The organism is Inquilinus ginsengisoli, assembly GCF_050434925.1.
Lineage (GTDB): Bacteria > Pseudomonadota > Alphaproteobacteria > DSM-16000 > Inquilinaceae > Inquilinus > Inquilinus ginsengisoli_B.
Window position 1 is genome coordinate 2,849,234 of sequence record NZ_JBNDJK010000001.1, and the last position, 22,845, is coordinate 2,872,078.

22 protein-coding genes are annotated in these 22,845 nt (G+C 70.7%); 7 read left to right on the forward strand and 15 right to left on the reverse strand.

The genetic code is table 11. From position 1 onward, the window contains the following. Positions 1–21 precede the first annotated feature (21 nt). Positions 22–1,932 (reverse strand): ABC transporter substrate-binding protein, encoded by a 1,911-nt coding sequence (locus QFZ27_RS13465; protein ID WP_429226905.1) that lies wholly within the window; start codon positions 1,930–1,932, stop codon positions 22–24. A 226-nt stretch (positions 1,933–2,158) separates the two neighbouring features. Between QFZ27_RS13465 and QFZ27_RS13470 the strand changes: the two genes are divergently transcribed. Next, a complete protein-coding gene (locus tag QFZ27_RS13470) occupies positions 2,159–2,593 on the forward strand; it encodes a DUF6766 family protein (RefSeq protein WP_429226906.1) in 435 nt (144 codons plus the stop codon). On the opposite strand, the gene QFZ27_RS13475 is transcribed toward QFZ27_RS13470, so the two are convergent. Together QFZ27_RS13475 and QFZ27_RS13480 are read right to left on the reverse strand one after the other, a co-directional pair. Further along, positions 2,575–2,715 (reverse strand): hypothetical protein, encoded by a 141-nt coding sequence (locus QFZ27_RS13475; RefSeq protein ID WP_429226907.1) that lies wholly within the window; start codon positions 2,713–2,715, stop codon positions 2,575–2,577. The two genes, QFZ27_RS13470 and QFZ27_RS13475, sit on opposite strands and share 19 nt — an antisense overlap. Before the next feature lie 50 nt (positions 2,716–2,765). Next, a complete protein-coding gene (locus tag QFZ27_RS13480) occupies positions 2,766–3,845 on the reverse strand; it encodes a LacI family DNA-binding transcriptional regulator (protein ID WP_429226908.1) in 1,080 nt (359 codons plus the stop codon). Between the two features lie 182 nt (positions 3,846–4,027). Here QFZ27_RS13480 and QFZ27_RS13485 point away from each other — a divergent pair, with 182 nt between their 5' ends. From QFZ27_RS13485 to QFZ27_RS13495, 3 genes are all read left to right on the forward strand, one after another. Next, positions 4,028–4,852, forward strand: coding sequence for an ABC transporter substrate-binding protein (locus tag QFZ27_RS13485; protein ID WP_429226909.1), 825 nt, complete (start codon positions 4,028–4,030; stop codon positions 4,850–4,852). A 67-nt stretch (positions 4,853–4,919) separates the two neighbouring features. Then, complete coding sequence (locus QFZ27_RS13490; protein WP_429226910.1) at positions 4,920–6,437, forward strand: amino acid ABC transporter permease/ATP-binding protein; 1,518 nt, start codon at positions 4,920–4,922, stop codon at positions 6,435–6,437. A gap of 19 nt (positions 6,438–6,456) precedes the next feature. Continuing rightward, a complete protein-coding gene (locus QFZ27_RS13495; protein ID WP_429226911.1) occupies positions 6,457–7,587 on the forward strand; it encodes an NAD(P)/FAD-dependent oxidoreductase in 1,131 nt (376 codons plus the stop codon). Between the two features lie 46 nt (positions 7,588–7,633). Here QFZ27_RS13495 and QFZ27_RS13500 read toward each other — a convergent pair whose 3' ends face one another. The 12 genes from QFZ27_RS13500 to QFZ27_RS13555 form a co-directional block, all read right to left on the reverse strand. Further along, entirely contained in the window at positions 7,634–8,431 is a 798-nt protein-coding gene (locus QFZ27_RS13500; RefSeq protein WP_429226912.1) for an alpha/beta hydrolase, read from the reverse strand. A 275-nt stretch (positions 8,432–8,706) separates the two neighbouring features. Then, entirely contained in the window at positions 8,707–9,135 is a 429-nt protein-coding gene (locus QFZ27_RS13505; RefSeq protein ID WP_429226913.1) for a hypothetical protein, read from the reverse strand. 141 nt (positions 9,136–9,276) lie between these two features. After that, positions 9,277–9,654 carry a response regulator transcription factor gene (locus QFZ27_RS13510; protein ID WP_429226914.1) on the reverse strand — a complete coding sequence of 126 codons (378 nt, stop codon included), beginning with the start codon at positions 9,652–9,654 and terminating at the stop codon, positions 9,277–9,279. Between the two features lie 119 nt (positions 9,655–9,773). Next, positions 9,774–10,406 carry a response regulator transcription factor gene (locus QFZ27_RS13515; RefSeq protein WP_429226915.1) on the reverse strand — a complete coding sequence of 211 codons (633 nt, stop codon included), beginning with the start codon at positions 10,404–10,406 and terminating at the stop codon, positions 9,774–9,776. After that, positions 10,403–12,004: a sensor histidine kinase gene (locus tag QFZ27_RS13520; protein WP_429226916.1), complete on the reverse strand. Its 1,602-nt coding sequence runs from the start codon at positions 12,002–12,004 to the stop codon at positions 10,403–10,405. Before QFZ27_RS13520 ends, QFZ27_RS13515 begins: the two co-directional genes overlap by 4 nt. Positions 12,005–12,047: 43 nt before the next feature. Then, positions 12,048–12,731 carry an RraA family protein gene (locus QFZ27_RS13525; RefSeq protein ID WP_429226917.1) on the reverse strand — a complete coding sequence of 228 codons (684 nt, stop codon included), beginning with the start codon at positions 12,729–12,731 and terminating at the stop codon, positions 12,048–12,050. 144 nt (positions 12,732–12,875) lie between these two features. Next, on the reverse strand, positions 12,876–13,589 hold the full coding sequence (locus QFZ27_RS13530; RefSeq protein WP_429226918.1) for a cysteine hydrolase family protein: 714 nt from the start codon (positions 13,587–13,589) through the stop codon (positions 12,876–12,878). Then, entirely contained in the window at positions 13,586–14,419 is an 834-nt protein-coding gene (locus QFZ27_RS13535) for an N-formylglutamate amidohydrolase (protein WP_429226919.1), read from the reverse strand. The genes QFZ27_RS13530 and QFZ27_RS13535 overlap by 4 nt, the downstream gene beginning before the upstream one ends. Continuing rightward, the gene (locus tag QFZ27_RS13540; protein ID WP_429226920.1) at positions 14,416–15,303 is read right to left on the reverse strand and encodes a branched-chain amino acid ABC transporter permease; all 888 of its coding nucleotides are present in this window, start codon (positions 15,301–15,303) and stop codon (positions 14,416–14,418) included. Before QFZ27_RS13540 ends, QFZ27_RS13535 begins: the two co-directional genes overlap by 4 nt. A 9-nt stretch (positions 15,304–15,312) precedes the next feature. After that, the gene (locus QFZ27_RS13545) at positions 15,313–16,026 is read right to left on the reverse strand and encodes an ABC transporter ATP-binding protein (RefSeq protein WP_429226921.1); all 714 of its coding nucleotides are present in this window, start codon (positions 16,024–16,026) and stop codon (positions 15,313–15,315) included. A 7-nt stretch (positions 16,027–16,033) separates the two neighbouring features. Further along, positions 16,034–17,194 carry an ABC transporter substrate-binding protein gene (locus QFZ27_RS13550; protein WP_429226922.1) on the reverse strand — a complete coding sequence of 387 codons (1,161 nt, stop codon included), beginning with the start codon at positions 17,192–17,194 and terminating at the stop codon, positions 16,034–16,036. 37 nt (positions 17,195–17,231) lie between these two features. Next, a complete protein-coding gene (locus tag QFZ27_RS13555) occupies positions 17,232–19,061 on the reverse strand; it encodes a branched-chain amino acid ABC transporter ATP-binding protein/permease (RefSeq protein WP_429226923.1) in 1,830 nt (609 codons plus the stop codon). Between the two features lie 156 nt (positions 19,062–19,217). Here QFZ27_RS13555 and QFZ27_RS13560 point away from each other — a divergent pair, with 156 nt between their 5' ends. From QFZ27_RS13560 to QFZ27_RS13570, 3 genes are read left to right on the forward strand one after another with little or no spacing between them, the layout of a single operon-like run. Next, positions 19,218–20,144, forward strand: a complete 927-nt coding sequence (locus QFZ27_RS13560) for a MurR/RpiR family transcriptional regulator (RefSeq protein WP_429226924.1) — start codon at positions 19,218–19,220, stop codon at positions 20,142–20,144. Positions 20,145–20,181: 37 nt separating this feature from the next. Beyond that, positions 20,182–21,501 (forward strand): glutamine synthetase family protein, encoded by a 1,320-nt coding sequence (locus tag QFZ27_RS13565; RefSeq protein ID WP_429226925.1) that lies wholly within the window; start codon positions 20,182–20,184, stop codon positions 21,499–21,501. A 1-nt stretch (position 21,502) separates the two neighbouring features. Further along, positions 21,503–22,813 carry an aspartate aminotransferase family protein gene (locus QFZ27_RS13570; protein WP_429226926.1) on the forward strand — a complete coding sequence of 437 codons (1,311 nt, stop codon included), beginning with the start codon at positions 21,503–21,505 and terminating at the stop codon, positions 22,811–22,813. Positions 22,814–22,845: the final 32 nt, after the last annotated feature.

A 22,845-nucleotide genomic window follows, 5' to 3' on the forward strand; every position in this document is an offset into this window, starting at 1 on the left:
GGGCCGGGCGCTTCGGATGGATCAGGACGGATCGACCCAGAAGGTGTCGGGGCGGTAGACGCCGAAATGCGCCCCGGGGTCCCAGGAGAAGATGCCCTTCTCCGGCACGTTGTGCAGCCGGGCCTTGACCACGACCGGCTGCAGCACGCCCTGCACCGTGCCGATCGAGGTCACCTCGTCGGCCTGGATCTTGATCATCTCGCGCATAATGGCGTCGCGGCGGGCCGCGTCGGTGGTGCCGCGCCACTCGGCGTACAGCGCCATCAGCTTCTGACCGAATTCGACATCCGGCTTCTCGCCGGCGCCGCCGCCGGTCTGCACATACTGGCCCCATTTCGGATATTGCAGCCAGTTCTGGTCGACCGGCGCCAGCTGCGTCGGCACCGTCGTCGGCGTGATCAGGCCGTTGTCCCAGCCCATCCACACCGACATCACCGTGTCGCCGGCGAAGATCCGCTGCAGGAACACGTCGCGCTGCGACTGGGCGGTGTGCAGCGCCACGCCGATCTTGGCCCAGCTCTCGCGAACCAGCTGCAGGATGTCGGTCTCGAGGCTGCGCTCGCCGGCGCTCTCGACCACGATCTCCAGCCGCTTGCCGTTCGGCATCAGCCGGATGCCGTCGCCGTCCCGCTTGGTCAGCCCGATCTCGTCCAGCAGGGCGTTGGCCTTGGCCAGGTCGAGCTGGGCCCATTCCGTCGCCAGCGCCTCGTCGTAATAGGGCGATTCCGGCAGCACCGTGTTCTGGCTCGGCCTGGCCTGGCCGAAGAACACAGTTTGGTTGATCTCATCGCGGTCGATGGCGAGCGACAAGGCACGGCGGAAGCGGACGTCGCGGTTCAGCGCCCGCCAGTCCGGGTCGTTGCAGTTGAGGTTCGGATACAGCGCGACCTCGGACCCCAGCGCCGTCGGCCACAGCCGGACCTTGTAGCCGCCCGACTGCTCGCCGGCCTTGAGGAAGCTGATGTTGTCGAAGCGCAGGCCGCGGGCCTGCAGGTCGGCCTCGCCGGTGCCGGCCTTGGCCGGGATCAGCGAGCCCTCGACGACGTTGACGATGACCCGGTCGAGATAGGGCAGTTGCCGGCCCTGGCTGTCGACCCGGTGGTAATAGGGGTTGCGGACGAAGACGAAGCGCTCCGCCGGCGCCTTGGTGGTGTTGATCCAGGGCTCCAGCACCGGCAGGTCGGGATTGGCCGAATCGATCAGCTTGCTGCGCTGGGTGTAAAGGGCGACCCAGTTGCGGGCGCCGGCCTCCTTGACCAGGACGTCCAGCGCCGCGGCGTCGGTGTATTTCTTGTGGAACTGTTTCAGGTAATGCGCCGGCGCGAAGATGTAGAGCGGGGTCGCCCCGGCGATCGACGGCAGGAAATCCGGGTTCGGCTTGGACCAGGAATAGCGCACGGTCTGCGCGTCCGGGAACTCGACCTTCGGCGGCTCGCCGTCGACCAGCAGGCGTGCATCCGGGCCGTAGGGCATCAGTTCCTTGTCCAGCGACACATCCTCCCAGAAGTAGCGGAAGTCGTCGCTGGTGAAGGGCTGGCCGTCGGACCATTTATGGCCCGGGCGCAGATGCAGGGTGAACACCTTCTCGCCGTCGACATCGATCGACTGCAGGATGTCCGGATGCAGCTGGAAGTCCGGGCCGTAGCCGACCAGACGGGCATAGCTGTAGGTGTTCATGATGCGGATGTCGCGAGCGCGGCCGGCCATCCAGGCGATCTCGCCGCCCGGTTTCCCGGGCTCTTTCTTCTCCGCCGCCAGGTCGACCACCAGCGGCGCCTGCGGCACGCGCTCGGCCACCGGCGGCAGCTTGCCGGCCGCAACGTCCTGCTCATACATCGGTGTCTCGACCAGCGCTGCAGCGCCGGCCGGGACGGCAATAGCCATCGCGACGGCAGCCGCAGCGGCCGTGGCCAAACGAAGAATCCAGGTCATCTGCCTACCCTGTTTTTGGGTTTTTGATCGTTCCCTCGAAGCTCGGCAGTATCGACCGTGACGGGGCGGATTGTGAAGCGGGACAATTGGGGCAGGCGGCTGCATGCCGGCTCTGCTTGTGAAACCATGATCCACCGGAACGGAACGGGTCTTCGGAAAGTCATTACGGGTAACACCGTCTGCACTCGCACAAGGCGGTACCCTAGGGCCGAACGGAGATACCGTGATGTCGAACTCGATCTGGAAGCGCTACGGCTATGGCTGGGTGACTCTCGGCTTCTTCGTCATCTCGCTGATCGGGCACTGGCTGTTCGGCTGGTTCGCCTATGTCGACGAGCAGAAGCAGCACGGCGCCGCGCCGGAGATCGGGGCCTATGTCGTCGAGATGTCGCGCGACACGCTGGAGAACTGGCAATCGGAGTTCCTGCAGCTCATCTGGCAGATCGGCGGCCTGGCCTTCCTGCTCTATGTCGGCTCGCCGCAGTCGAAGGAGGGCGACGACCGGATGGAAGCCAAGCTCGACGCCATCCTCGCCGCGGTGGAGCCGGACCGGGCCGATGCGCTGATCGACGAGATCGATCGCGAATATGCCGGCCGGCACACCGACCAGCGCTGGACCAGGATGGCGGCCGAGTCGTCGCGTCAGCCGCCTTCGCGGTAGTTCCTGCGCACCGCCCCCTCGGAGGCCCGCTTCATCTCCTGGCTGCGGCGGCGACGGCGCCACTGCATGGTGCCGTAGATCATGCCGCCGGCCAGGATCGCGACCAGCAGCACGTCGACCACGAGCCACAGCCATCCGCCCCATGCTGATCAGAATCGGCCCGGCGCAGCCGCTACCGGGACGCGCCGGCCGGATTCCGTCGCGCGACCGAGGCACGCACCACCAGCCTGGTGGGGATCACCCGGTGGCGTGCCGGACCGTCATAGCCCTTCAGCCGCGACACCAGCAGCTCGGCCACCGCCGTGCCGAGCTGATGCACCGGCTGGTCGATCACGGTGACCGGCGGGCTGGTGACGCTGGTCCAGTCGGCGTCATGGAAGGTGATCAGCGACAGGTCGTCGGGAATCGAGCGGCCGAGCTCGCGCGCAACCTTGAAGATTTCGAGCGCGATCACGCTGTCTGACGCCAGGATCGCAGTCGGCGGCTCGGGCGACCGCAACAGATCCATCGCAAGCTCTCGCGTCGCCTGGCGGCCGATCGCCCCGAGCCGGACGGCCGGCGAAGGGATTCGCGCTTTGCCGCAGGCGCCGAGAAAGCCTTCGACACGCTGCCGGACCGAGGCGGTGTGGATGTCGGCGAGGTCGCGATAAGTGTGCTCCGGCGTGTCGCAGGCAGTGACGTAGGCGAGGCGGCGGTGGCCGTGCTCGATCAGCAGGCGGGTCGCCGCCTCGGCCGCCTCGCGGTCGTCGACCGTGACCGTGTCGACGGAGAGCTCCGGGATGGCGCGGTCGAGCAGGGCCAGCGGCCGGCCGGAGCGCTGGACATCCCGCAGATGGTCGATCTCGCGGGACCGTGACGGCGTGACGATCAGCCCGTCGACCCGCTTGGCGATCAGCGTGCGAATGGCGTCCTTTTCGGCCGCGATGTCCTCGCCGGAATTGGCCAGGATCACGGTGTAGCCGGCGGCGCGCGCCACATCGCTGATGCCGCGCACGGCGGCGCTGAAGAACGGGTTCTCGATGTCCCCGACCACCACGCCGATCGCGCCCGACCGGCCCGTGGTCATGCTGCGCGCCAGCTCGTTGGGCCGGTAGTCCAGCGCCTTCGCCACCTCCAGCACCTTCTCGCGCACCGCGTCGCTGACGATGCCGTAGCCGCCGAGGACCCGGGCCGCCGTGGCCTTCGAGACGCCCGCCGCCCGGGCGACGTCGGCGACGGTGACGGACGGCTTCGCGAGCGGGGGCTGTTCCATCGGGCTGCTCTACAGGAGAGATTGACGGACGGTCAATGCAGCTTTAACAATTTCAGAAAGAGACCGGTCTCATATTTAGTGAGATCGGTCTCTTTAGAAATGAGATCGGTCTCAATGACCGAAACGAGGTCCGGCATGGTCCGGGCATGGGCAGGCTGACGAACCACGCAACGGAGGGAGACATGAGGAATTTTACGGCGATGCTGACGATGGCCGGCCGGGCGCTGGCAGTCGCTCTGGCCTTGGGCGGCTCGGTCGCCGGGACTGCCATGGCGGAGACCAATGCCTACGGCCTGATCGACCCGACGATGATCACCGTCGGCACCATGGGCGACGCCAAGCCCTACACCTTCACGACGGCGGACGGGCAGTTCACCGGCTTCGACATCGAGCTGTTCCTCAACGTGGCCGAGCGGATCGGCTTCAAGAAGGACCAGGTCGTCTTCACCGGCCAGGAGTTCTCCGCCCTGATGCCGTCGGTCGCCAACGGCCGCTTCGACGTGGCGGTGGCGGCGATCGGCACCACCGAGGCCCGCAAGAAGACGGTCGATTTCTCCGACGGCTATCTCGCCGGCTACCTGTCGGTCCTGACCTCCGACCCGAAGGTCACCGATGCCGGCCAGCTCGCCGGCAAGCGGCTCGGCGTGGTGCAGGGCACGCTGCAGGAGATCTACGCGGCCAAGAACTTCACATCGACCGATCTGGTGAAGTTCCCCGACAACAACTCCGCCGTCGCCGCCCTCAACAACGGCACGGTCGACGCCCACTTCCTCGATTACGAGGCGGCCAAGGACTACACCGGCCGCTATCCCGCTCTGAAGATCGCGGTCAACATCCCCAGCTTCGACGCCCCGGCCGGCTTCGTCATCCGCAAGGGCAACGACGCGCTGCGCACCGCGCTGAACCAGGGGCTGCACGCCGCGATGCAGGACGGCACCTGGAAGACGCTGTACCAGAAGTGGTTCCCGGGCTCGCCGATGCCGGACCAGTACCTGCCCAAGAACTAGGCCGCATCCTGCCCGGCCGCCGCGGCCGGGCAGGTCCTCCTGACGCCGACGACCGGGATAAGACAGCTTGGACTGGATCGAAACCCTGCGCCGCAGCTTCCTCGACTGGGACGCGATGGGCGAAGTGCTGCCCATGATGATCGCGGTCGGGCTGAAGAACACGCTGATCCTGGCTTCGGCCTCGACCGTGCTCGGCGTCGCCATCGGCATGGCGCTCGCCATCATGGGCATCTCGCGGTCGCCCTGGCTGCGGATCCCGGCGCGGATCTACACCGATGTGTTCCGCGGCCTTCCGGCCATTGTCACCATCCTCCTGATCGGGCAGGGCCTGGCCCGAGCGGGGCGGGAGCTGTTCGGGCCATCGCCCTATCCGCTCGGCATCCTCGCCCTCGGGCTGATCGCCGGCGCCTATATCGGCGAGATCTTCCGCGCTGGCATCCAGAGCGTCGACCGCGGCCAGATGGACGCCTGCCGGGCCCTGAGCATGAGCTATGGCCAGGCGATGCGGCTGATCATCGTGCCGCAGGGCATCCGCCGGGTGCTGCCTGCGCTGGTGAACCAGTTCATCGGCAATGTGAAGGACTCCAGCCTGGTCTACTTCCTGGGTCTGCTGGCGTCGGAGCGCGAGATCTTCCGCATCGGCCAGGACCAGGCGGTGGTCACCGGCAACCTGTCGCCGCTGCTGCTGGCCGGCGTGTTCTACCTGCTGATCACCGTGCCGCTGACCCATCTGGTCAACTGGATCGACACCCGGCTGCGCGTCGGCCGCAGCCTGTCCGGGGCGGGGACCAGCGGCCTGGTCGAGGTTGGCGAGCTCAGGGGCGCCATCGCGCAGGGCGCCGAGGCGGACACCCGCTTCAACGGCGGCAGCCTGAGCGTGCGCGGCCTCAGCATGGCCTATGGCGAGCACGAGGTGCTGAAGGATGTCGACCTGACCGTGAAGGCCGGTTCGGTCACCTGCGTCATCGGCCCGTCCGGCTCCGGCAAGTCGACCCTGCTGCGCTGCCTGAACCGGCTGGTGGAGGTCAAGGGCGGGGACATCCTGCTCGACGGCGACAGCATCCTCGGTATGAAGCCGGACCGGCTGCGCCGCCGGATCGGCATGGTGTTCCAGCAGTTCAACCTGTTCCCGGACCACACCGCGCTGGAGAACGTCGCGCTGTCGCTGACCCGGATCAAGCGCCTGAAGAAGGACGCCGCCGACCGCATCGCCAAGGCGCGGCTGGCCGAGGTCGGTCTGGCCGGCCGCCAGCATCACCGCCCATCGCGGCTGTCGGGCGGCCAGCAGCAGCGGGTGGCGATCGCCCGGGCGCTGGCGATGGAGCCGGAGGTCATCCTGTTCGACGAGGTCACCAGCGCACTCGACCCGGAGCTGGTGAAAGGCGTCCTCACCTTGATGGCCGATCTCGGCCACCGCGGCATGACCATGGTGGTCGTCACCCATGAGATGGGCTTCGCCCGGCGGGTCGCCGACCAGGTGGTGTTCATGGATGAAGGCCGGGTGGTCGAGGCCGGGCCGCCCGAGGCGATCTTCGACCGGCCGCAGAGCGAGCGGCTCAAGCGCTTCCTGGCGGAAGTCCTCTAATCCAGGCGAAAGACCCGTGATGAACAACAGAGTCTCGAACGTCGTCGTCATCGGCGCCGGCATCTTCGGCGTCTCCACCGCCGTCCAGCTCGTCCGGCGCGGCGTGGCGACCGTGCTGGTGAATGACGGCCCGGTCGCGAACGGCGCCTCCGGCCGGTCGCTGTCCTGGCTCAACTCGTCGCGCTGGCGCTCCGATGCCTATCACCGGCTGCGCATGGCCGGCATCGACCGCTACCGCACCCTGGCGCACCAGCATCCGGGCGTGGACTGGCTGCGATTCGACGGCGGGCTGACCTGGGACGCCGACGACGACGGCAACCGGATCGAGGCGGCGTACCGCCACGAGGTGTCGCTGGCCTATGATGCGCAGCATCTCCAGGCCGGTCAGGTGCCGGCGGTGACACCCGGCGTCGATGTCTCGGTGATCACATCGCAGGGCGCGATCTTCAACCCCGGCGAGGGCTGGGTCGACCTGCCGAGCCTGATCCGTCTCCTGGTAACGGAGTTTCAGGAGCGCGGCGGCCGGCTCGTCACCGAGGCCGGGGCGGCGCGGGTGCTCATCGAAGGCGGCCACGCCGTCGGCGTGGCGACGGCGCGGGGAGGGGAGCTTCGGGCGGACTCCGTGCTGCTCGCCACCGGCCCGTCGGTGCCGCGCATGGTGGCCGAGGCCGGGCAGAGGATCGACGACGGCACGCCGGTCTCGCTGCTGGTCACCACCAAGCCGGCCGGCGCGCCGCTGAAGGCCGTGCTCAACACGCCGCGCGTGGCGATCCGCCCCGCACCCGGCGGCGCCTTCGCGCTCGACTCGGCGTGGTCGGAGGAAGAGGTCGAGATCCGCCCCGACGGCAGCTATGGCGTAAGGCAGGAGACCATCGACGGCCTGCTGGCCGAGGCTTCGAAGGTTCTGGAGGGCAACCCGACCCTGGAGTTCGACCGCTTCGGCGTGGGCCGCAAGCCGATCCCCGGCGACGGCGACCCGGTGTTCGGCGAGCTGCAGGCGATTCCGGGCTATTTCGTCGCCTTCAGCCACAGCGGCGCCACGCTCGGGCTGATCGCCGGCGAGTTGCTGGCCTTCGAGATCGCCACCGGCGAGCGGCACCCGATGCTGGTCCCGTTTCGCCCGGAGCGCTTCCACACCGACGTCCGATAAGGGCTCGCCCGGCCTCCCTGCGAGGAAGCCGGACGGCCGGGGCGATTCACTGGGCCGCGACCGTCGTGGCCATGCGGGCGGCCTGCTCGATCACGGCGGCGACCTCCTTCGGCCGGGACTCGTAGACCGAGTGGCTGGCGCCCTCGAGCACGGTGACGCGGCTGTGGGCGCGCTCGTAGTAGAAGCGCTCTAGATCCGGACTGATGATCTTGTCGGCGGCGGCGACGATGCCCCAGCTCGGCTTGATCTTCCAGGCCGCCACGGTCATCGGCGTCGAGAACACCGCCGCCGCGGTCAGGACCTGGGACTGGGCCTCGAACTTCGCCTGGTCGAGCGGCAGGTCGGCGGCGAAATGCGAGGGGAAGAGGTCCGGCCGCAGATAGGTATAGCCGTCCGCCGTCTTCACCACCGCGCCGGGCACCTGCGAGGTGACGCTGGGCATCTTCTTGCCGAGCGCGGCCTCGTCCTCGCCGACATCGGGCGCATGGGCCGCGACATAGACCAGGGCCGCGACATGCGGGTCATCGCCGGCTTCGGTGATGATCGACCCGCCATAGCTGTGGGCCACCAGGACGGTCGGCCCGTCCTGCTGGTCCAGGACCCGCTTGGTGGCGGCGACGTCGTCGGCGAGGCTGGTCAGCGGCTGCTGCACCATGGTCACGTGGAAGCCATCCTTGGTCAGGATGTCGTAGACCGGCTTCCAGCCGGACGCGTCGACCCAGGCGCCGTGCACCAGCACGATGTTCTTGATCGGCGCGGCGGGGGCGGCCGACGCGACCGCCGGAGCGACGGAGGCCAGCAGCGAGGCCAGCAGGAGGATGCGCTTGCTCTTGAGCGGAGACATGAGGCCACCTCGATCTTTTGAGCATCGGGAGTGGTCTCCGAGCGACCCGGAAGCATTGTCGTCGGGACCACGAGATGGAAGGTACGGCGGACCCGGCCCGGTCTCCATTCTACAGGAGGGCTGTCGGAACCGTGCGTTCCGGTCGCCGGACAGAGACTTTGGTATGGGGTGGAACCCGCCTCCGGCTGCGCAAAAAAGCAGAGCCGCGGAGCGATCCCTCGCTCCGCGGCTCGGTGTCTTGCACTGCGGCCGGCGCGGTCAGTGCCTGGCGGCCCTCACTCTCGATAGCTGTCGGCGGCGCCGTCGAGGACGATCGTGCCGCCGTCGATCAGGCCCCCCGTGAGGCCGTCTTCGATCGCCGGCCGGGCCGTGGGCACGGGAATCCGGCGTCGGGATCGGGCCACCGGGCCGGCCGCCGCGATCCACAGGTCGATGGCCCGGGCGGAGGCGCGGAAGCGGAGGAGATGGTCCGTGCCGTCCTTGTCGGCGCCGTCCCGGGCGGCGAGCTGGATCTCGAACTCTCCCGCCTGCCGTTCCTCCGACGGGCCGAGCGACTGCCGCGAGCACGACAGGTGCAAGACATCCAGCCAGCGGCTGCCCGACGCATCGCGGCGGGACGCGAATGAGACGGTCCAGCTGAAATACTGGGCATTGCCGGTTTCGGCATGGCGCCGAATGAAGGCGCCCGATCCGCTCCAGAACATCACCTCCTCCACTCCGTGATCGTCGAGACGGTCACAGCATGGCGGACGGCCCGGGGCGGACCCATTCCACTGTGGTTTGCGCGGGCAGGCGTTTCGGTGGCGGGCGATAGACCTAGGTATAGGTCGCCGATGGCCCGGGGATCAGCGGGCTTCGTGCCGCAGCGCCGAGGCCAGGCAGCCGATCAGCACCTCGGCGTCGACCGGCTTCTCCAGGAAGCCATGGGCGCCGCCGGCCAGGGCCTTCGACCGCGTCGCCTGGTCGGTGTAGGAGGTCATGAAGATCATCGGGGCGGGCCTGCCCTGCGCGTTCAGCTGCGCCTGCAGATCCAGGCCGGTCATGCCCCCCATCCGGACATCCACCACCATGCAGGCCACCGCGGACCGGCCCGGAAAGGCCAGGAAGTCCTCCGCCGAGGCGAACGGCAACGCGCGGTAGCCCAGCGAGGACAGGAGATCCTCCAGCGCCTCGCGGATGGCCTGGTCGTCGTCGATGACGGCGATGACGGGGGGATGGGACACGATACCTCTACGGACGGCAAGGCGGGACTTCGGCCCGCCCGTCCTAGATAGGCGAGGTATCGCCGAGCAGATACCATACATAGGTCCAGGACGAAGCGGCAGTTCGTCCAGCCCCGGCGTCACCGCTCCAGCAGCTCGGCCTTCCGCACCAGGTCGGCGACCGACCGGACAGCCATCTTCCGCATGACGTTGCCGCGATGCAGCTTGACCGTGATCTCGCTGATCCCCAGCAGGCCGGCGATCTGCTTGTTCATCAGCCCCTTCACCACCGCCGCCATGACCTCGGTCTCGCGCGGGGTCAGGGTGGCCGCCAGCGCCGCCACCTCCTTCGCCGCCGCGGCATCCCGGCGCTGCGCCATGTCCTTGTCGATGGCGGCGGCCACCGCATCCAGCATGTCCTGGTCGCGGAACGGCTTGGTCAGGAAGTCCGTCGCCCCGGCCTTCATCGCCCGCACGCTCATCGGGATGTCGCCATGGCCGGTCATGAAGATGATCGGGCGGGTGTTGCCGTTGCGCGCCAGCTGGGCCTGCAGGTCGAGCCCGCTGATCCCCGGCAGGCGGACATCGAGGATCAGGCAGCCGGGCCGGTCGGACGGGGCGGCGTCGAGCAACTCCCGGGTCGAGCCGAAGCTCTTCGTCTCGATCCCGACCGAGCGCAGCAGATCGGTCAGCGCCTCGCGGATGCCTTCGTCGTCATCGACGACGAGGACGAGGGGCGTGGCAACGGGTGCAGTTCCGGCTGGTGCTTTCATGACTCTTCCGCAGTGTCCGCCGGCAGCGCGAACTCGAACACCGCTCCCCCCTGCTCGTGACTCCTGGCCGTCAATCGGCCGCCATATGTCTCGATCGTCGAGCGGCAGATCGCAAGCCCCATTCCCATGCCGCCACGCTTGGTCGTGAAAAACGGCTCGAACAGCCGGGCCTGCACGTCGTCGGGAATGCCCTTGCCGCGATCGCGGATCGAGACGCGCACCTCGGCGTCGGGCGCTGCAGGCCCAGCGGGCCCGTCGATGCTGACCGTCAGCTCGCGCGCGGTCCCCGCATCGGCCATGGCGTGCAGGCCGTTGGTCATCAGGTTGATCAGCACCTGCTGCAGCGCCACGCGATCGGCCCGGATCGGCGGGACCGAGGGCGCGAATTGCGTTACGACCGTCGCCGCATGGGTGCTCAGCTCGGTCTCCAGCAGCGCGATCGTTTCCTCGATCAGCGCGCGCAGGTCGATCGCTTCGTCATTGCGCTGGTCGCGCACCAGCTGGCCGCGGGTGCGCTGCACGATCTCGGCGGCCCGCCGGCCGTCCCGCACCGTGCGCTCCGCCGCCCGCACCGCCGCCTGGACATCGGGCGGATCCTTGCCGAGCCAGCGCAGGCAGGTCTGGGCGTTCATCACCACGGCGCCGAGCGGCTGGTTGATCTCATGCGCGATCGAGGCCGACAGCGCGCCGACCGTCGCCGCCCGGGACGCCCGCGCCAGCTCGGCCTGGGCCGCGAGCTGCGTCTGCTGGATCTGCTCGCGCTGGGTCACATCCACCGTGGCGACGACCACGCGGCCGAACTCGTCCGCGTCGTCAGGAAAGGCGATACCCAGCAGGACGGTCAGCACCTGCCCGTCGGCGGCGACCAGCTTGCCCCTGCCCTCGAACTGGCTGCTGCCCTCGGCCACTGCGGTCAGGACCGCCAGCAGGGCCGGGTCGTCGGCCGGCAGGAAGCGCTCGAGCGGGCCCAGCGCCTCGGACGACGACGACAGCCGCAGCAGCTCCGCCGTCGCGTCGTTGGCATGCACGGTCCGGATCCGGCGGATGCAGTCGCGGGCGAAGGCCGGATGCGCGCGGGCATGGGCGGCGAGATCCTGCACGCCCTGCTGCCGCAGCGTCGTCAGCATCGCCCTGAGCTCGGTATAGTCCTGCTCCCACAGCGCGACCGGGGCCTGCTCGAAGATCGACCGGTAGCGCTTCTCACTGCGGGCCAGGGCGGCGTTCGCCGCCACCAGCGACCGCTTCGATGCCTGGTCGCGCAGCAGCAGGGCCGCGGTGATCGCGATCGCCGCCAGCGAGATGCCGAAGCGGACCGCGGCCGAGACGTCGGGCTCCAGGCCGTGCATGGCCAGGAAGGCGGCGGCGGCAAGGCCGGCGCAGGTTGCTGCCAGCAGGATGAGGCCACGCCGCGACAGGGTGTCGGAGGCGATCAGCAGCACCACCACATACAGCACGGCGATGGCGCCGGTGACGTCGGTGAAGGTGTCGACGACGAAGACGGCCGACCCCAGCAGCAGCGCCAGCAGGCGGTGCCAGCGGCGGCGCCCGGGATTGAAGCGTCCCAAGGCAGGCCCGGAACCGGGCGCGAGGGTGGTCATCACTGCGGTGTCGCGGCTCATAGCGGGGAACAATGTCACGGATTCAATCGACCGAGCGGACCCGGTCGGAGTCGAGAATGCGGCGGGCGAAGTCCGGCATGGTCAGGCCGCCGCGCACCGCGGCGTCGAGCGCGGCCTCCTTCTGCCGGATTGTGGCCAGGCGGTCCACCACCGCGGCCAGCCGCGCCTGAGGGATCACCACCACGCCGTCGAGGTCTCCGACCAGCACGTCGCCGGACTCCACGCGCACCCCGCCGACCACGATCGGCAGCCCGGCCGTGCCCGGCCCCTGCCGCGTCGGGGAGTTCGGGGTGATGCCAGCCGCGAACACCGGCAGCCCGACCTGGCGCAGGCCGGCCAGATCGCGCACCAACCCATCGGTCACCAGCGCCACGGCCCCCTTGTTGCGGGCCATGCCCGCGACCAGGTCGCCGATCACCGCCGTGCCCTCATAACCGCCGGCGGCGCAGACCAGCACATCGCCCGGCCCGGCAATGTCGAGCGCGGCGAACACCGCCAGGTTGTCGGCCGGGCCGCAATCGCAGGTCACCGCGACCCCGACGAAGCCGGCGGGATCGACCGGCTTGATCCGGTGGTACAGCGCGCCGGAACCGTCCATGGCGTCGACGGCGAAGCCGGTCTGGATGCCTTGCAGGGCCTCGACCAGGGCCGGATCCGGCCGGGCGAAGCGGCGGCGGATGGTCAGCAGCGGCGGATCGTCGATCATGGCGCACCCCAGTGGCGTCGGGCCCTTCGGCCCGGGCGAACGCTATACCGCTCGCCAAAGCCGAGGCAACAACACGAAGGTGTCGGGCGGGAAGGAGCAGGCGGCAACCCGGCCAAGGGGCCGGAGCCGTGTCGGCTCGAGCGATTATAGCGAGGTCATTTGCCCGCCGGGCGGCATGTGCCGCAGGGCATCGAGCTCGGCCAGGAGCGCGTCGGTCGTGCGGACGCGGCAGTAACCCTTGAAGGCCGACAGCGCATTGTCGTGCCGAACCTGGCTGTAGGTGGCAGATGCGTCGTCGACCATGGTGACGAGGTAGCCGAGGTCCCCGCCCACCCGCACCGTGTTCTCCACGCACTGATCGGTCAGCACGCCGAAGACGATCAGGTGCCGGATGTCCAGCGCCTTCAGCACATAGTCGAGGTTGGTCGTGCCGAAGGGGCCGGAGGCGGTCTTGCGGATGATGATGTCGTCCTCGGCCGGCGCCACCTCCTCGATCACCTGCGCCTCCCACGAGCCGCGGGGGTTGTGGATCAGCGAGATCTTGTGGTCGAGGCCGCGGTCCCGGCCGTCCAGGGTCAGGCTCTCGATGATCACATAGATGTTCTCGACGCCGAGCGCCCGGGTGGCGGCGTGCAGCCGCCGCTGGTTCGGGATCGCCACCCGGTCGAGCCGGTCGTAGAAGTAGCGGTAGCCCTCGCCCGCCGGGCCCTCCGGCACCGGGCCATGCCGCTTCTTCGCGGCGCAGTCGGCGTTCTGCATGTCGACGCTGATGAGCGCGGTGCGGCGCAGGTCGACCGCGTGCTCGCGGAAGCGCGGGCCCAGCACCTCGGGCGGCTCGGTCGGGATGAAGACGGTCATGGCGTCGGGGTCTCCGATGGCGTGGGGATTCGGGCGAGGGCCGGCAGAAGGGGGGACACGGCGTCGGCCAGGCGCCCGGCCCAGCGATGGGCGTCGGCCTCGCTGCGCAGCCCGTCCTGGCGGATCTCGATCAGCGCGTTGGGAAGACGGCGCCGTTCGGCCTGGACGGGAATGGTGTAGTCGCTGTCGTCGCCGATGTTGTAGGGCCGGTTGTCGCCGACCGGCAGGGCGGCCGGGTCTCGCCGCAGGCGCTCGATCAGGGGCCGCGCCAGGCCGCCATCGTGGCGGTGGGTGACGGCGATCGGCCAGGGCCTCTCCTGCCCCGGATAGTCCGGGGTGAAGCTGTGGATGGCCAGCACGACGGTCGGCACCTTCGCCGCGGCGCGCCCTTCCAGCAGATGGCTGATCGCGGCCTGGTACGGCGCCAGCAGCGTGTCGAAGCGCTGTCGCCGCTCGGCCTCCGACAGGTCCTGGTTGCCCGGCACCGGCACGCCGGCGCTGGCGGCGGGGATCGACCCCGGCACGCCGGGCGGCCGGTTACAGTCGACCACCAGGCGCGAATAGCCGGACAGCACGAGCGGCGCGTCGAGCAGCACCGACAGCCGTCGCGCCACCCAGGCGGCGCCGGGGTCCCAGGCGATGTGGCTGGCGAGGTCGGCGGCGCCGAGGCCGAGCGTGCCGAGCCGCGCCGGCATGCGGTTTGAGGCATGGTCGCAGGTCAGCACCAGGGCGCCGCGCCCGGCCGGGTTCGCCACCTCGAGCACGGGCGGCTCGTCCGCCGCGAGCAGCGGCTCCGGCAGGTCCGGGTTCGCGGGGAACAGCAGGGTCATGGGCGGACGGCTCCGGCGACGCGCACCAGCCCCTGGGGCCGGCACAGGAGGAGAAGGATCACCAGCAGCAGCGCCACCGCGTCGCGGAACGGCAGCACCGGGTCGGGCAGCAGCGCCTGCAGCCCGATCTCGATGAAGCCCAGGCAGAAGCCGCCGATCACGGCGCCCGGCAGGCTGCCGATGCCGCCCAGGATCGCGGCGATGAAGGCCTTCAGCACGGGCAGGAAGCCCATCAGCGGGTCGACCGAGCCGCGCTGCGCCACCCAGAGCAGGCCGGACACGCCGGCGAGAAGGCCGGAGATGGCGAAGGCCGTGGCGATCACGGCATTGGCGCGGATGCCCATCATCCGGGTCATCGGGAAGTCGATCGAGGCGGCGCGGATGGCGAGGCCGATCAGGGTGCGGCGCAGGAACAGGCCCAGCAGCCCGACCATGACCATGGTGGTGACGATCGACAGCAGCTGGATGACACCGAGATGGTAGGGCCCGATGGCGATGGCCCCGGCCAGCGCCTCCGGCACCGGCACCGGCCGCGGCCGGGCCGAGATGGTGGCCTGGAACACGACCTGCAGGATGCCGGAGACCGCGAAGGAGGTCAGCAGCAGGGTGGTGCCGTTGGCGCCGCGCAGCGGGCGGAAGGCGATCCGCTCCATCAGCACCGCCGCCAGCGCGGCCGCGGCCAGCGCCGCCGGCACCGCGAGCCAGAGCGGCAGCCCGGCGGAGATGGCGAAGAACAGCGTGTATCCGGCGATGGTCATCAGCTCGCCATGGGCGAAGTTGATCAGCCCGAGCACGGAGAACACCACGGCGAGGCCCAGCGCCAGCAGCGCATAGGTGCCGCCGAGCGACAGTGCGTTCAGGATCTGCTGGATCAGGATGTCCATCACGGCCCCTCACGCATGGCCCAGATAGGCGCGCTCGATCTCGTCGGAGGCGAGCAGCTCGCGCGCCATGCCGGACATCGCGACCTCGCCATGGGCGATGACATAGGCCCGGTCCGCGATCTCCAGCGCCATGTGCACATTCTGCTCGACCAGCAGCAGGGTCAGGCCGCGGCTGCGCAGCTCGACCAGCAGGTCGAAGATCGAATCCACCACCTGCGGCGCCAGGCCGAGCGACGGCTCGTCCAGCAGCAGCAGCTTCGGCTGCGACATCAGCGCCCGGGCGATCGCCAGCATCTGCTGCTCGCCGCCGGACAGCGTGCCGGCGGTCTGCAGCCGGCGTGCGGCCAGGATCGGGAACAGCGTCAGCATCTCGTCCCGCACCCGTGCCGCGTCGGCGCCGTCGCGCCGGACCGCGGCGCCGATGCGCAGGTTCTCCTCCACCGTCATCGAGGCGAAGATGCGGCGCCCCTCCGGCACCAGGGTCATGCCCAGCCGCACGATCTGCTCCGTCGCCCGGCCGGTGACCGGCTGGCCGTCGAAGACGACCCGGCCGCGCCGGGCCGGCAGCAGGCCGGTGATGGCCTGCAGCGTCGTCGACTTGCCCGCCCCGTTGGCGCCCAGCACGGCGACGATCTCGCCCGCCGCCACCGTCAGCCCGACGCCGCGCACGGCGGCGATCGGGCCATAGGCGACGGTCAGGTCCTCGACCTCGAGCAGACTCATCCCCGCCTCACATCCGCGGCGGCGGGACGACGGCCGGATCGGGAGAGGCCTGCAGCACCAGGGCCCGCTTGCCGCCCTGGATCCGCACGATCGCGACCTGGCGGATCGGGATGCCGCCGGCCCCCTTGTAGGTGATGGTGCCGGTCGCGCCCTGCACGTCCTGCAGCTCCCGCACCGCCTGCCAGACCGCGGCCGGCTCGGCCGAGCCGGCGGCCTTGGAGGCGGCGGCGACCACCTGGACCAGGTCGTAGCCGATGGCGTTGTAGATGGTGTCGGTGTCCTGGCCGTATTTCGCCTTGAAGGCGGCGTCGAACTTGGCCAGCGGGCTGCCCTCGGCGGCGAAGCCGGCGGTGGTGAAGACCACGCCCTCGGCCACGTCGCCCAGGGCGAAGGTGGTGGGCGAGTCGATGCCGTCGGAGCCGATCACCGGGATCTTCACCCCGGACGCCCGCAGCTGCTTGATGAAGGCCGGGAAGTCCGGCTCGTAGGCCGCCGTCATGATCACGTCGGGCGGCGGCGACAGCGCCTTGATCTTGGTCACCTGGGCGGAGAAGTCCTGCTGCCCCATGGTGAAGCTGTCCTCGGCCACGACCTTGCCGCCGAGCGTCTCGAACACCGCCTTGAAGTAGAGCGGCAGCTGCGTATAGGCGGTGTCGGGCGAGACCAGGATGGCGGCGGTCTTGTAGCCCTGGTCGACCGCATACTTGCCCGAGACCGCGCTCTGCACATTGTCGGCGGGGAAGTTCAGGAACATGTGGTCGCCGACCGCGAGCGGCAGGGTCGGCGAGGAGGCGCAGGTCGAGAAGGCGGCGACCCCGGCCGCCTGGGCGATCTGGCCCGCGCCGATCGACGGGTCGGCATCGCAGGGCGTGACCAGCACCGAGATGCCCTCGTCGATCAGCTCCTGCGCCGCGACCGCCGCCTGGGCGGGGTCGGAGCGGCTGTCCTTCTGCCGGATCTCGATCATCCGGCCGCCGACCCCGCCGGCGGCGTTGATCTCCTCCACCGCCAGCTGCATGCCGGCCATCGCCGGCACGTCGGCATAGGCGAGGTTGCCGGTCAGCGCCACCGCCGCGCCGATCACCAGCTTGTCCTGGGCCGTCGCCGGCCCCGCCAGCGCCGCGACCACCGCGGCGGCGCCCAGCAACGCAAGACCTTTCCCGTTCATTCGTGCCTCCATCCCTGGTCTCGTCGGTCCGCTTTCGTCACATGGCGGCGGCCATCGCCGGTCGGCGCGCCGCGCGGCGGCCGATATAGGCCTCGACCACCGCCGGGTCGGCCTGCACCTGCTGCGGCGTGCCCGAGGCGATGGCCTGGCCCTTGTTCAGCACCACCACCCGGTCGCACAGCCGCATCACCAGCCTGAGGTCGTGCTCGACCAGCAGCAGGCCGAGGCCGGTGCGTTGGCGCAGATCGTCGAGCAGCCGCATCAGCGCCTCGGATTCCGCCGGGTTCATGCCCGCCGCCGGCTCGTCCAGCAGCAGGTAGCGGGGGCGCATCGCCAGGGTGCGGGCGATCTCCACCCGCCGCTGCTCGCCATAGGCCAGCTGGCCGGCCCGGCGCCCGGCCAGCCCCTGGACGCCGAGATCGGCCAGAGCGGCCATCGCCCGCTCCGCCGCCGGCCCGGCGCTGCGGCCGCTGCCGGTGACCGCGACCATGACGTTCTCCAGCACCGTCAGGTCCTTGAACAGCCGGATGTTCTGGAAGCTGCGGCCGATGCCGAGCCGGGCGACCCGGTGCGACGGCAGCCCGGCGATGTTCCGCCCGTCGATCGCGACCGACCCCTCGGTGGCCGGCACGACGCCGGACAGGGCGTTGATCAGCGTGGTCTTGCCGGAGCCGTTGGGCCCGATCAGCCCGACGATCTCGCCGGGCCGCAGCGACAGGTCGACCCGGTCGAGCGCGACCAGCCCGGCGAAGCGCTTGGTGACCCGGGCCGCCACCAGGGCGGCATCCGGCGGCGCCGGCTCGGCCGGCAGCGGCGCGGCCGGCGCGGGGAGGTGTCGCCGGAACAGCCAGTCGTCGATCTCCGCCAGGCCGAACATCCCGCCCGGCCGGCGGTACATGATCAGCAGGATGCCGAGGCCGAGCACGATCTGGGTCAGGCCGAAAGCCTGCGGCAGGCCGATCTGCGGCAACACCGGTCCCTCCTCGAACCGGCGGGCGAGCTCGGTGATCATGGTGATGGCGAAGGTGCCGACCACGGCGCCCGAGACCGAGGCCGGGCCGCCGATGATCAGCATCGCCAGGATGGCGAAGGTGTCGACGAAGAAGAATTTCTTCGGGCTGAAGGCGCCCAGCACATGGGCCAGAAGCCCGCCGGCCACCGCCATCAGCATGGCCGACAGCACCCAGGCGGCCAGCCGCCGCCGCGCCACGTCGACGCCCATGGCCCGGGTGGCCAGCTCGTCCTCGCGGCTGGCGCGCAGTTCCAGCCCCGCGGTCGAATCCCGGAACAGCCGCGCCAGCAGGATCGTGATCGCGACGCAGGCCAGCAGGACCGGCACCGTCGTCAGCCGCTCGACCCCGAAGAAGGTCTGGCTGCCGCGGGTGATGTCCTGGGCGCCGTTCAGCACCGAATGGATGATGATCAGCAGGCCGAGCGAGGTGATCGAGGCGGCGGAGCCGGAGAGCCGCGCGATCGGGATGCCGATGACCAGGGCGAACAGCCCCACCGCCAGCGCCGCCACGACCAGCGCCTCGGCGAAGCCGAGATGGGCGGCCGCCAGCCAGCCCGGCAGGTTCGGCAGCATCGTCGCCTTGATCCCGGCCGGCAGCGTCAGCAGCGCCGAGGCGTAGGCCCCCAGCCCCATGAAGCCGACATGGCCGAAGCTGGTGATCCCGGAGTTGCCGACATAGATGCCGGTCGCCACCACGGCGATCAGGTTGATCAGGAACAGGGTCAGGATGCGCTGCTCGGCCGCGCCGAGGAACAGCACGACGCCTGTGGCCAGCAGGGCCACCGGCACGATCAGCGGCACGGCGCCCGCCAGGGCGCGCCGGACCACGGGGCCGGCTCGGTCGATCGATGTCACCGTCTTCGCCTCCCGGGCGTCGTTGCGCCCCGCACCGCGCCGCCGGGCCATCGGTCGCGGCCCGGCGTCTCGTCGCCCTTGCCATTTACTAAGATCTGTTCCAGCTTTCGTGTCAACCGGTCAAATCTGGAACATATGATACAGGCCAGGAGGCCCATGCCGACTCGTCGATCCCCGGCGCCGCTGGCGACCATCGAGCACCGCATCCGCGCCGGCCTGCCCGCGCTGACGCCGTCCGAGCGGCGTGTCGCCCGCACCGTGCTGTCGGCCTATCCGATCGCGGCACTGGAGACGATCGCGGAGCTGGCGGAGCGGGCCCAGGCCAGCGCCCCGACGATCCTGCGCTGGGTCTCCAAGCTGGGCTATTCCGGCTTCCCGCAGTTCCAGCGCGACGTGCGCGAGGAGGTGCAGGATCGGATGAAGTCGCCGCTGTCGCTGTTTGACAGCGCGCCGCGGCTCGAGGCCGCCGAGGGCGGCCTGCTGCACGGCTTCTTCGCCGCCGCCGCCGCGACGCTGCTGGAGACCGAGCGGATGATCGACCCGGCGACGCTGGACGCCGTGATCGACGTGCTGGCCGACCCGCGCCGGCGAATCCTGGCGCTGGGCGGCCGGACCAGCCACATCCAAGCGAAATACCTGGTGTTCCACCTGCACCATCTGCGCGCCGGGGTGCAGGAGCTGCAGGCCGCCGCCGTGCCGCTGTACTACCAGGCTGCCGACCTGGGCCGGCGCGACGTGGTCGTCGCCTTCGACTACCGCCGCTATGAGCGCCAGAGCATCGCCCTGTGCCGCACCGCGGCGAAGCAGGGGGCGACCGTGATCCTGATCACCGATCCCTGGCTGTCGCCGATCGCCGAGGTCGCCGCGCATGTGCTGACGGTCGGCATCGCCATCCCGTCCCCCTTCGACACCGGCGTCACCGGCATCGCGCTGGTCGAAGTGCTGCTGGCCGGGGTGCTGGGGCGGCAGGGGCGGCAGGCGCGCGAGCGGATGCAGATGCTGGAGGACAAGGCCGGCGAGGCCCGCGACGATTTCGTCGCCGGCCGCAAGACGACGGTCCTGAGCTCCGGTGGCCGGGGCTGAACCGACCGGGCAACGACAAGACCAGGGGGCCGACACCATGGGCGCACGCGATCTCGCGATCTTCCTGACCAACGACCTGGCCGGCATGACCCGCGGCCGGGCCTTCCCCGCGTCGGAGCTGGACGGCCGCCGCCGCTCCGGCGTCGGCTGGGTGCCGGCCAACCTCGCATTGACACCGTTCGGCGTGATCGCGGGCGATGCCCCGTTCGGCCCGACCGGCGACCTGCGCCTGATCCCGGACGAGGCCACGGCGCCGGTGCGGCTGCAGGGCTTCGACGGCCGGCCGGACGCCACCGCGCTGCTCTGCGACGTGCGCGAGACCGACGGGCGCGACTGGGGCGGCTGCGGCCGCACCCTGCTGAAGCACGCCGTGGCCGGGCTGAAGCGGGAGACCGGCCTGGACCTGATGGCCGCCTTCGAGCACGAGTTCCGGCTGACGGGTGGCCCGGCGATCACGCCCCAGGCTTTCTCGCTGCAGGATTTCCGCGCCCACCAGCCATTCTGCGGTGCCCTGGTCGAGGCGATGGCGACCGCGGGCCTGGCGCCGGAGATGATCCTGCCGGAATACGGGCCGGGACAGTTCGAGGTGACCTGCGAGCCGGCGGCCGCCCTGGCCGCCGCCGACCGGGCGGTCCTGGTCCGCGACGTCACCCGCGACGTGGCGCGGCAGTTCGGCCTGGCCGCCAGCTTCGCCCCGATCCTCGACCCCGCCGCGGTCGGCAACGGCGTCCACGTCCATCTCAGCCTGATCGCCGCCGACGGCTCGAACGCCACCGCGGACCTGTCGCGCCCGGCCGAGATCAGCGAGGTCGCCGGCCGTTTCGTCGCCGGCGTGCTGCGCCACCTGCCGGCGCTGTGCGCCGTCACCGCCCCCAGCGTCATCTCCTATCTGCGCCTGACGCCGCATCGCTGGAGCGCCGGCTTCACCGCCTTCGGCCACCGCAACCGCGAGGCGGCGCTGCGGGTGTGCCCGACCATCGACATGCCGGGCCGCGACCGGGCCAGGCAGATCCATCTGGAGTTCCGCGCCGCGGACGCCTGCGCCAACCCGCATCTGGTGCTGGCCCTGCTGATCCGCGCCGGGCTGGAGGGCATTCGCGCCGGCCTGCCGCAGCCGGAGGCGGTGGCAGGCGATCCGGCCGACCTGGCGCCAGACGAGGCGGAGCGCCTGGGCGTGCGCCGCCTGCCGTCGTCGCTGCCGGACGCGCTGGCCGCGCTGCAGGCCGACCCGGTGGCGCTGGGCTGGCTGCCGGAACCGATGCGCAGCGCCTATTTTGCCATGAAGCGGGCCGAGCAGGCGATGGTCGACGGCCTCGACGCCAAGGCGCAATGCGCCCGCTACGGAGAGGTGTACTGAGATGAGCCTCGCCGCCCGCGACGCCGCCGCGATCGCCGCCATCGAGAAGCTGCGCTTCGGCCCCTTCGCCGCGCGGTCCGGTGCCGGCCGCCACCTGATCGCCGATGACGGGCGGCGGGTGGTGGACTTCTCCGCCTCCTGGGGCGCGGCCAGCCTGGGCCACGGCCATCCGGCCCTGGTCGAGGCCGTGGGGCGGGCCGTGTCGGCGATGCCGGGTGCCAGCCTCCTGTCCCTGATCAACGAGCCGGCCGTGGCGCTGGCCGAGCGGCTGCTGGCGATCACGCCCGGCGGCGAACGTCGGGTCTGGCTCGGCCATTCCGGATCGGATGCCAACGAGACGGTGGTGCGCGCGATCGAGGCCGCGACCGGCCGGCGGCGCGTCATCGCCTTCGTCGGCGCCTATCACGGGGGCACCGCCCTCTCGATGTCGGTGTCCGGCCACACCGCCCAGACCCATTCGCCGCCACGGGCCGGCCTGTTCCTGCTGCCCTATCCCGATTCGTACCGGCCGCACTTCCCGGGTGCGATCGGCGAGGCGGCACTGGCCCAGCTCGACCACCTCCTGGCCACGGTCTGCCCGCCCTCGGACACGGCGGCAGTGATCGTCGAGGCGATCCAGGCCGATGGCGGGCTGCTGGTGCCGCCGCCCGGCTTCCTGCCGGCCCTGGCCGAGCGCTGCCGGCGCCACGGCATCCTGCTGGTCTGCGACGAGGTCAAGGTCGGGCTCGGCCGCACCGGCCTGCTGCACGCCTTCGAGGCGGAGGGGATCAGCCCGGATCTGGTCAGCTTCGGCAAGGGGCTGGGCGGCGGCCTGCCGCTCTCCGCCGTGGTCGGTCCGGCGGCGATCCTCGATCACCGCACCGCCTTCGCGATGCAGACCCTGTGCGGCAACCCGGTGTCCTGCACCGCCGGTCTGGCCGTGCTGGACACCATCGCGGCCGAGGGGCTGGCCGGGAATGCCGCGGCGCGCGGACGCGAGCTCGCCGACGGCCTGCGCCGGCTGGCCGGGCGGCACGAGGCGATCGGCGACATCAGGGGCCGCGGCCTCGCCGTCGGGGTCGAGCTGGTGGAGGACCGCGACAGCCGGGCGCCGGCCGGCCGGCTGTGCCAGGCCGTGGTCTACCGGGCCTGGGAGCTCGGCCTGCTGCTGTTCTATGTCGGCACCCGCTCGAACGTGCTGGAGATCACGCCGGCGCTGACGATCACATCGGCCGAGATCGAGGAGGGCCTGGCGGTGCTCGACCTGGCGTTGGCGGATGCCGCGTCAGGCCGGGTCGACGCCGCGGCGGTCGCCGCCTATGCCGGCTGGTGAGCGAGCAACGCGATGAGGCGGGTGGCTGCAGG

What these genes read in the sequence shown, in the direction of transcription:
- QFZ27_RS13565 (WP_429226925.1), top strand. Translation starts at nt 20,182, where the DNA reads ATGGGCGCACGCGATCTCGCGATCTTCCTGACCAACGACCTGGCCGGC.
- QFZ27_RS13560 (WP_429226924.1), top strand. Translation starts at nt 19,218, where the DNA reads ATGCCGACTCGTCGATCCCCGGCGCCGCTGGCGACCATCGAGCACCGC.
- QFZ27_RS13550 (WP_429226922.1), bottom strand. Translation starts at nt 17,194, where the DNA reads ATGAACGGGAAAGGTCTTGCGTTGCTGGGCGCCGCCGCGGTGGTCGCG.
- QFZ27_RS13545 (WP_429226921.1), bottom strand. Translation starts at nt 16,026, where the DNA reads ATGAGTCTGCTCGAGGTCGAGGACCTGACCGTCGCCTATGGCCCGATC.
- QFZ27_RS13485 (WP_429226909.1), top strand. Translation starts at nt 4,028, where the DNA reads ATGAGGAATTTTACGGCGATGCTGACGATGGCCGGCCGGGCGCTGGCA.
- QFZ27_RS13515 (WP_429226915.1), bottom strand. Translation starts at nt 10,406, where the DNA reads ATGAAAGCACCAGCCGGAACTGCACCCGTTGCCACGCCCCTCGTCCTC.
- QFZ27_RS13470 (WP_429226906.1), top strand. Translation starts at nt 2,159, where the DNA reads ATGTCGAACTCGATCTGGAAGCGCTACGGCTATGGCTGGGTGACTCTC.
- QFZ27_RS13495 (WP_429226911.1), top strand. Translation starts at nt 6,457, where the DNA reads ATGAACAACAGAGTCTCGAACGTCGTCGTCATCGGCGCCGGCATCTTC.
- QFZ27_RS13570 (WP_429226926.1), top strand. Translation starts at nt 21,503, where the DNA reads ATGAGCCTCGCCGCCCGCGACGCCGCCGCGATCGCCGCCATCGAGAAG.
- QFZ27_RS13530 (WP_429226918.1), bottom strand. Translation starts at nt 13,589, where the DNA reads ATGACCGTCTTCATCCCGACCGAGCCGCCCGAGGTGCTGGGCCCGCGC.
- QFZ27_RS13505 (WP_429226913.1), bottom strand. Translation starts at nt 9,135, where the DNA reads ATGTTCTGGAGCGGATCGGGCGCCTTCATTCGGCGCCATGCCGAAACC.
- QFZ27_RS13525 (WP_429226917.1), bottom strand. Translation starts at nt 12,731, where the DNA reads ATGATCGACGATCCGCCGCTGCTGACCATCCGCCGCCGCTTCGCCCGG.
- QFZ27_RS13480 (WP_429226908.1), bottom strand. Translation starts at nt 3,845, where the DNA reads ATGGAACAGCCCCCGCTCGCGAAGCCGTCCGTCACCGTCGCCGACGTC.
- QFZ27_RS13535 (WP_429226919.1), bottom strand. Translation starts at nt 14,419, where the DNA reads ATGACCCTGCTGTTCCCCGCGAACCCGGACCTGCCGGAGCCGCTGCTC.
- QFZ27_RS13540 (WP_429226920.1), bottom strand. Translation starts at nt 15,303, where the DNA reads ATGGACATCCTGATCCAGCAGATCCTGAACGCACTGTCGCTCGGCGGC.
- QFZ27_RS13520 (WP_429226916.1), bottom strand. Translation starts at nt 12,004, where the DNA reads ATGACCACCCTCGCGCCCGGTTCCGGGCCTGCCTTGGGACGCTTCAAT.
- QFZ27_RS13465 (WP_429226905.1), bottom strand. Translation starts at nt 1,932, where the DNA reads ATGACCTGGATTCTTCGTTTGGCCACGGCCGCTGCGGCTGCCGTCGCG.
- QFZ27_RS13500 (WP_429226912.1), bottom strand. Translation starts at nt 8,431, where the DNA reads ATGTCTCCGCTCAAGAGCAAGCGCATCCTCCTGCTGGCCTCGCTGCTG.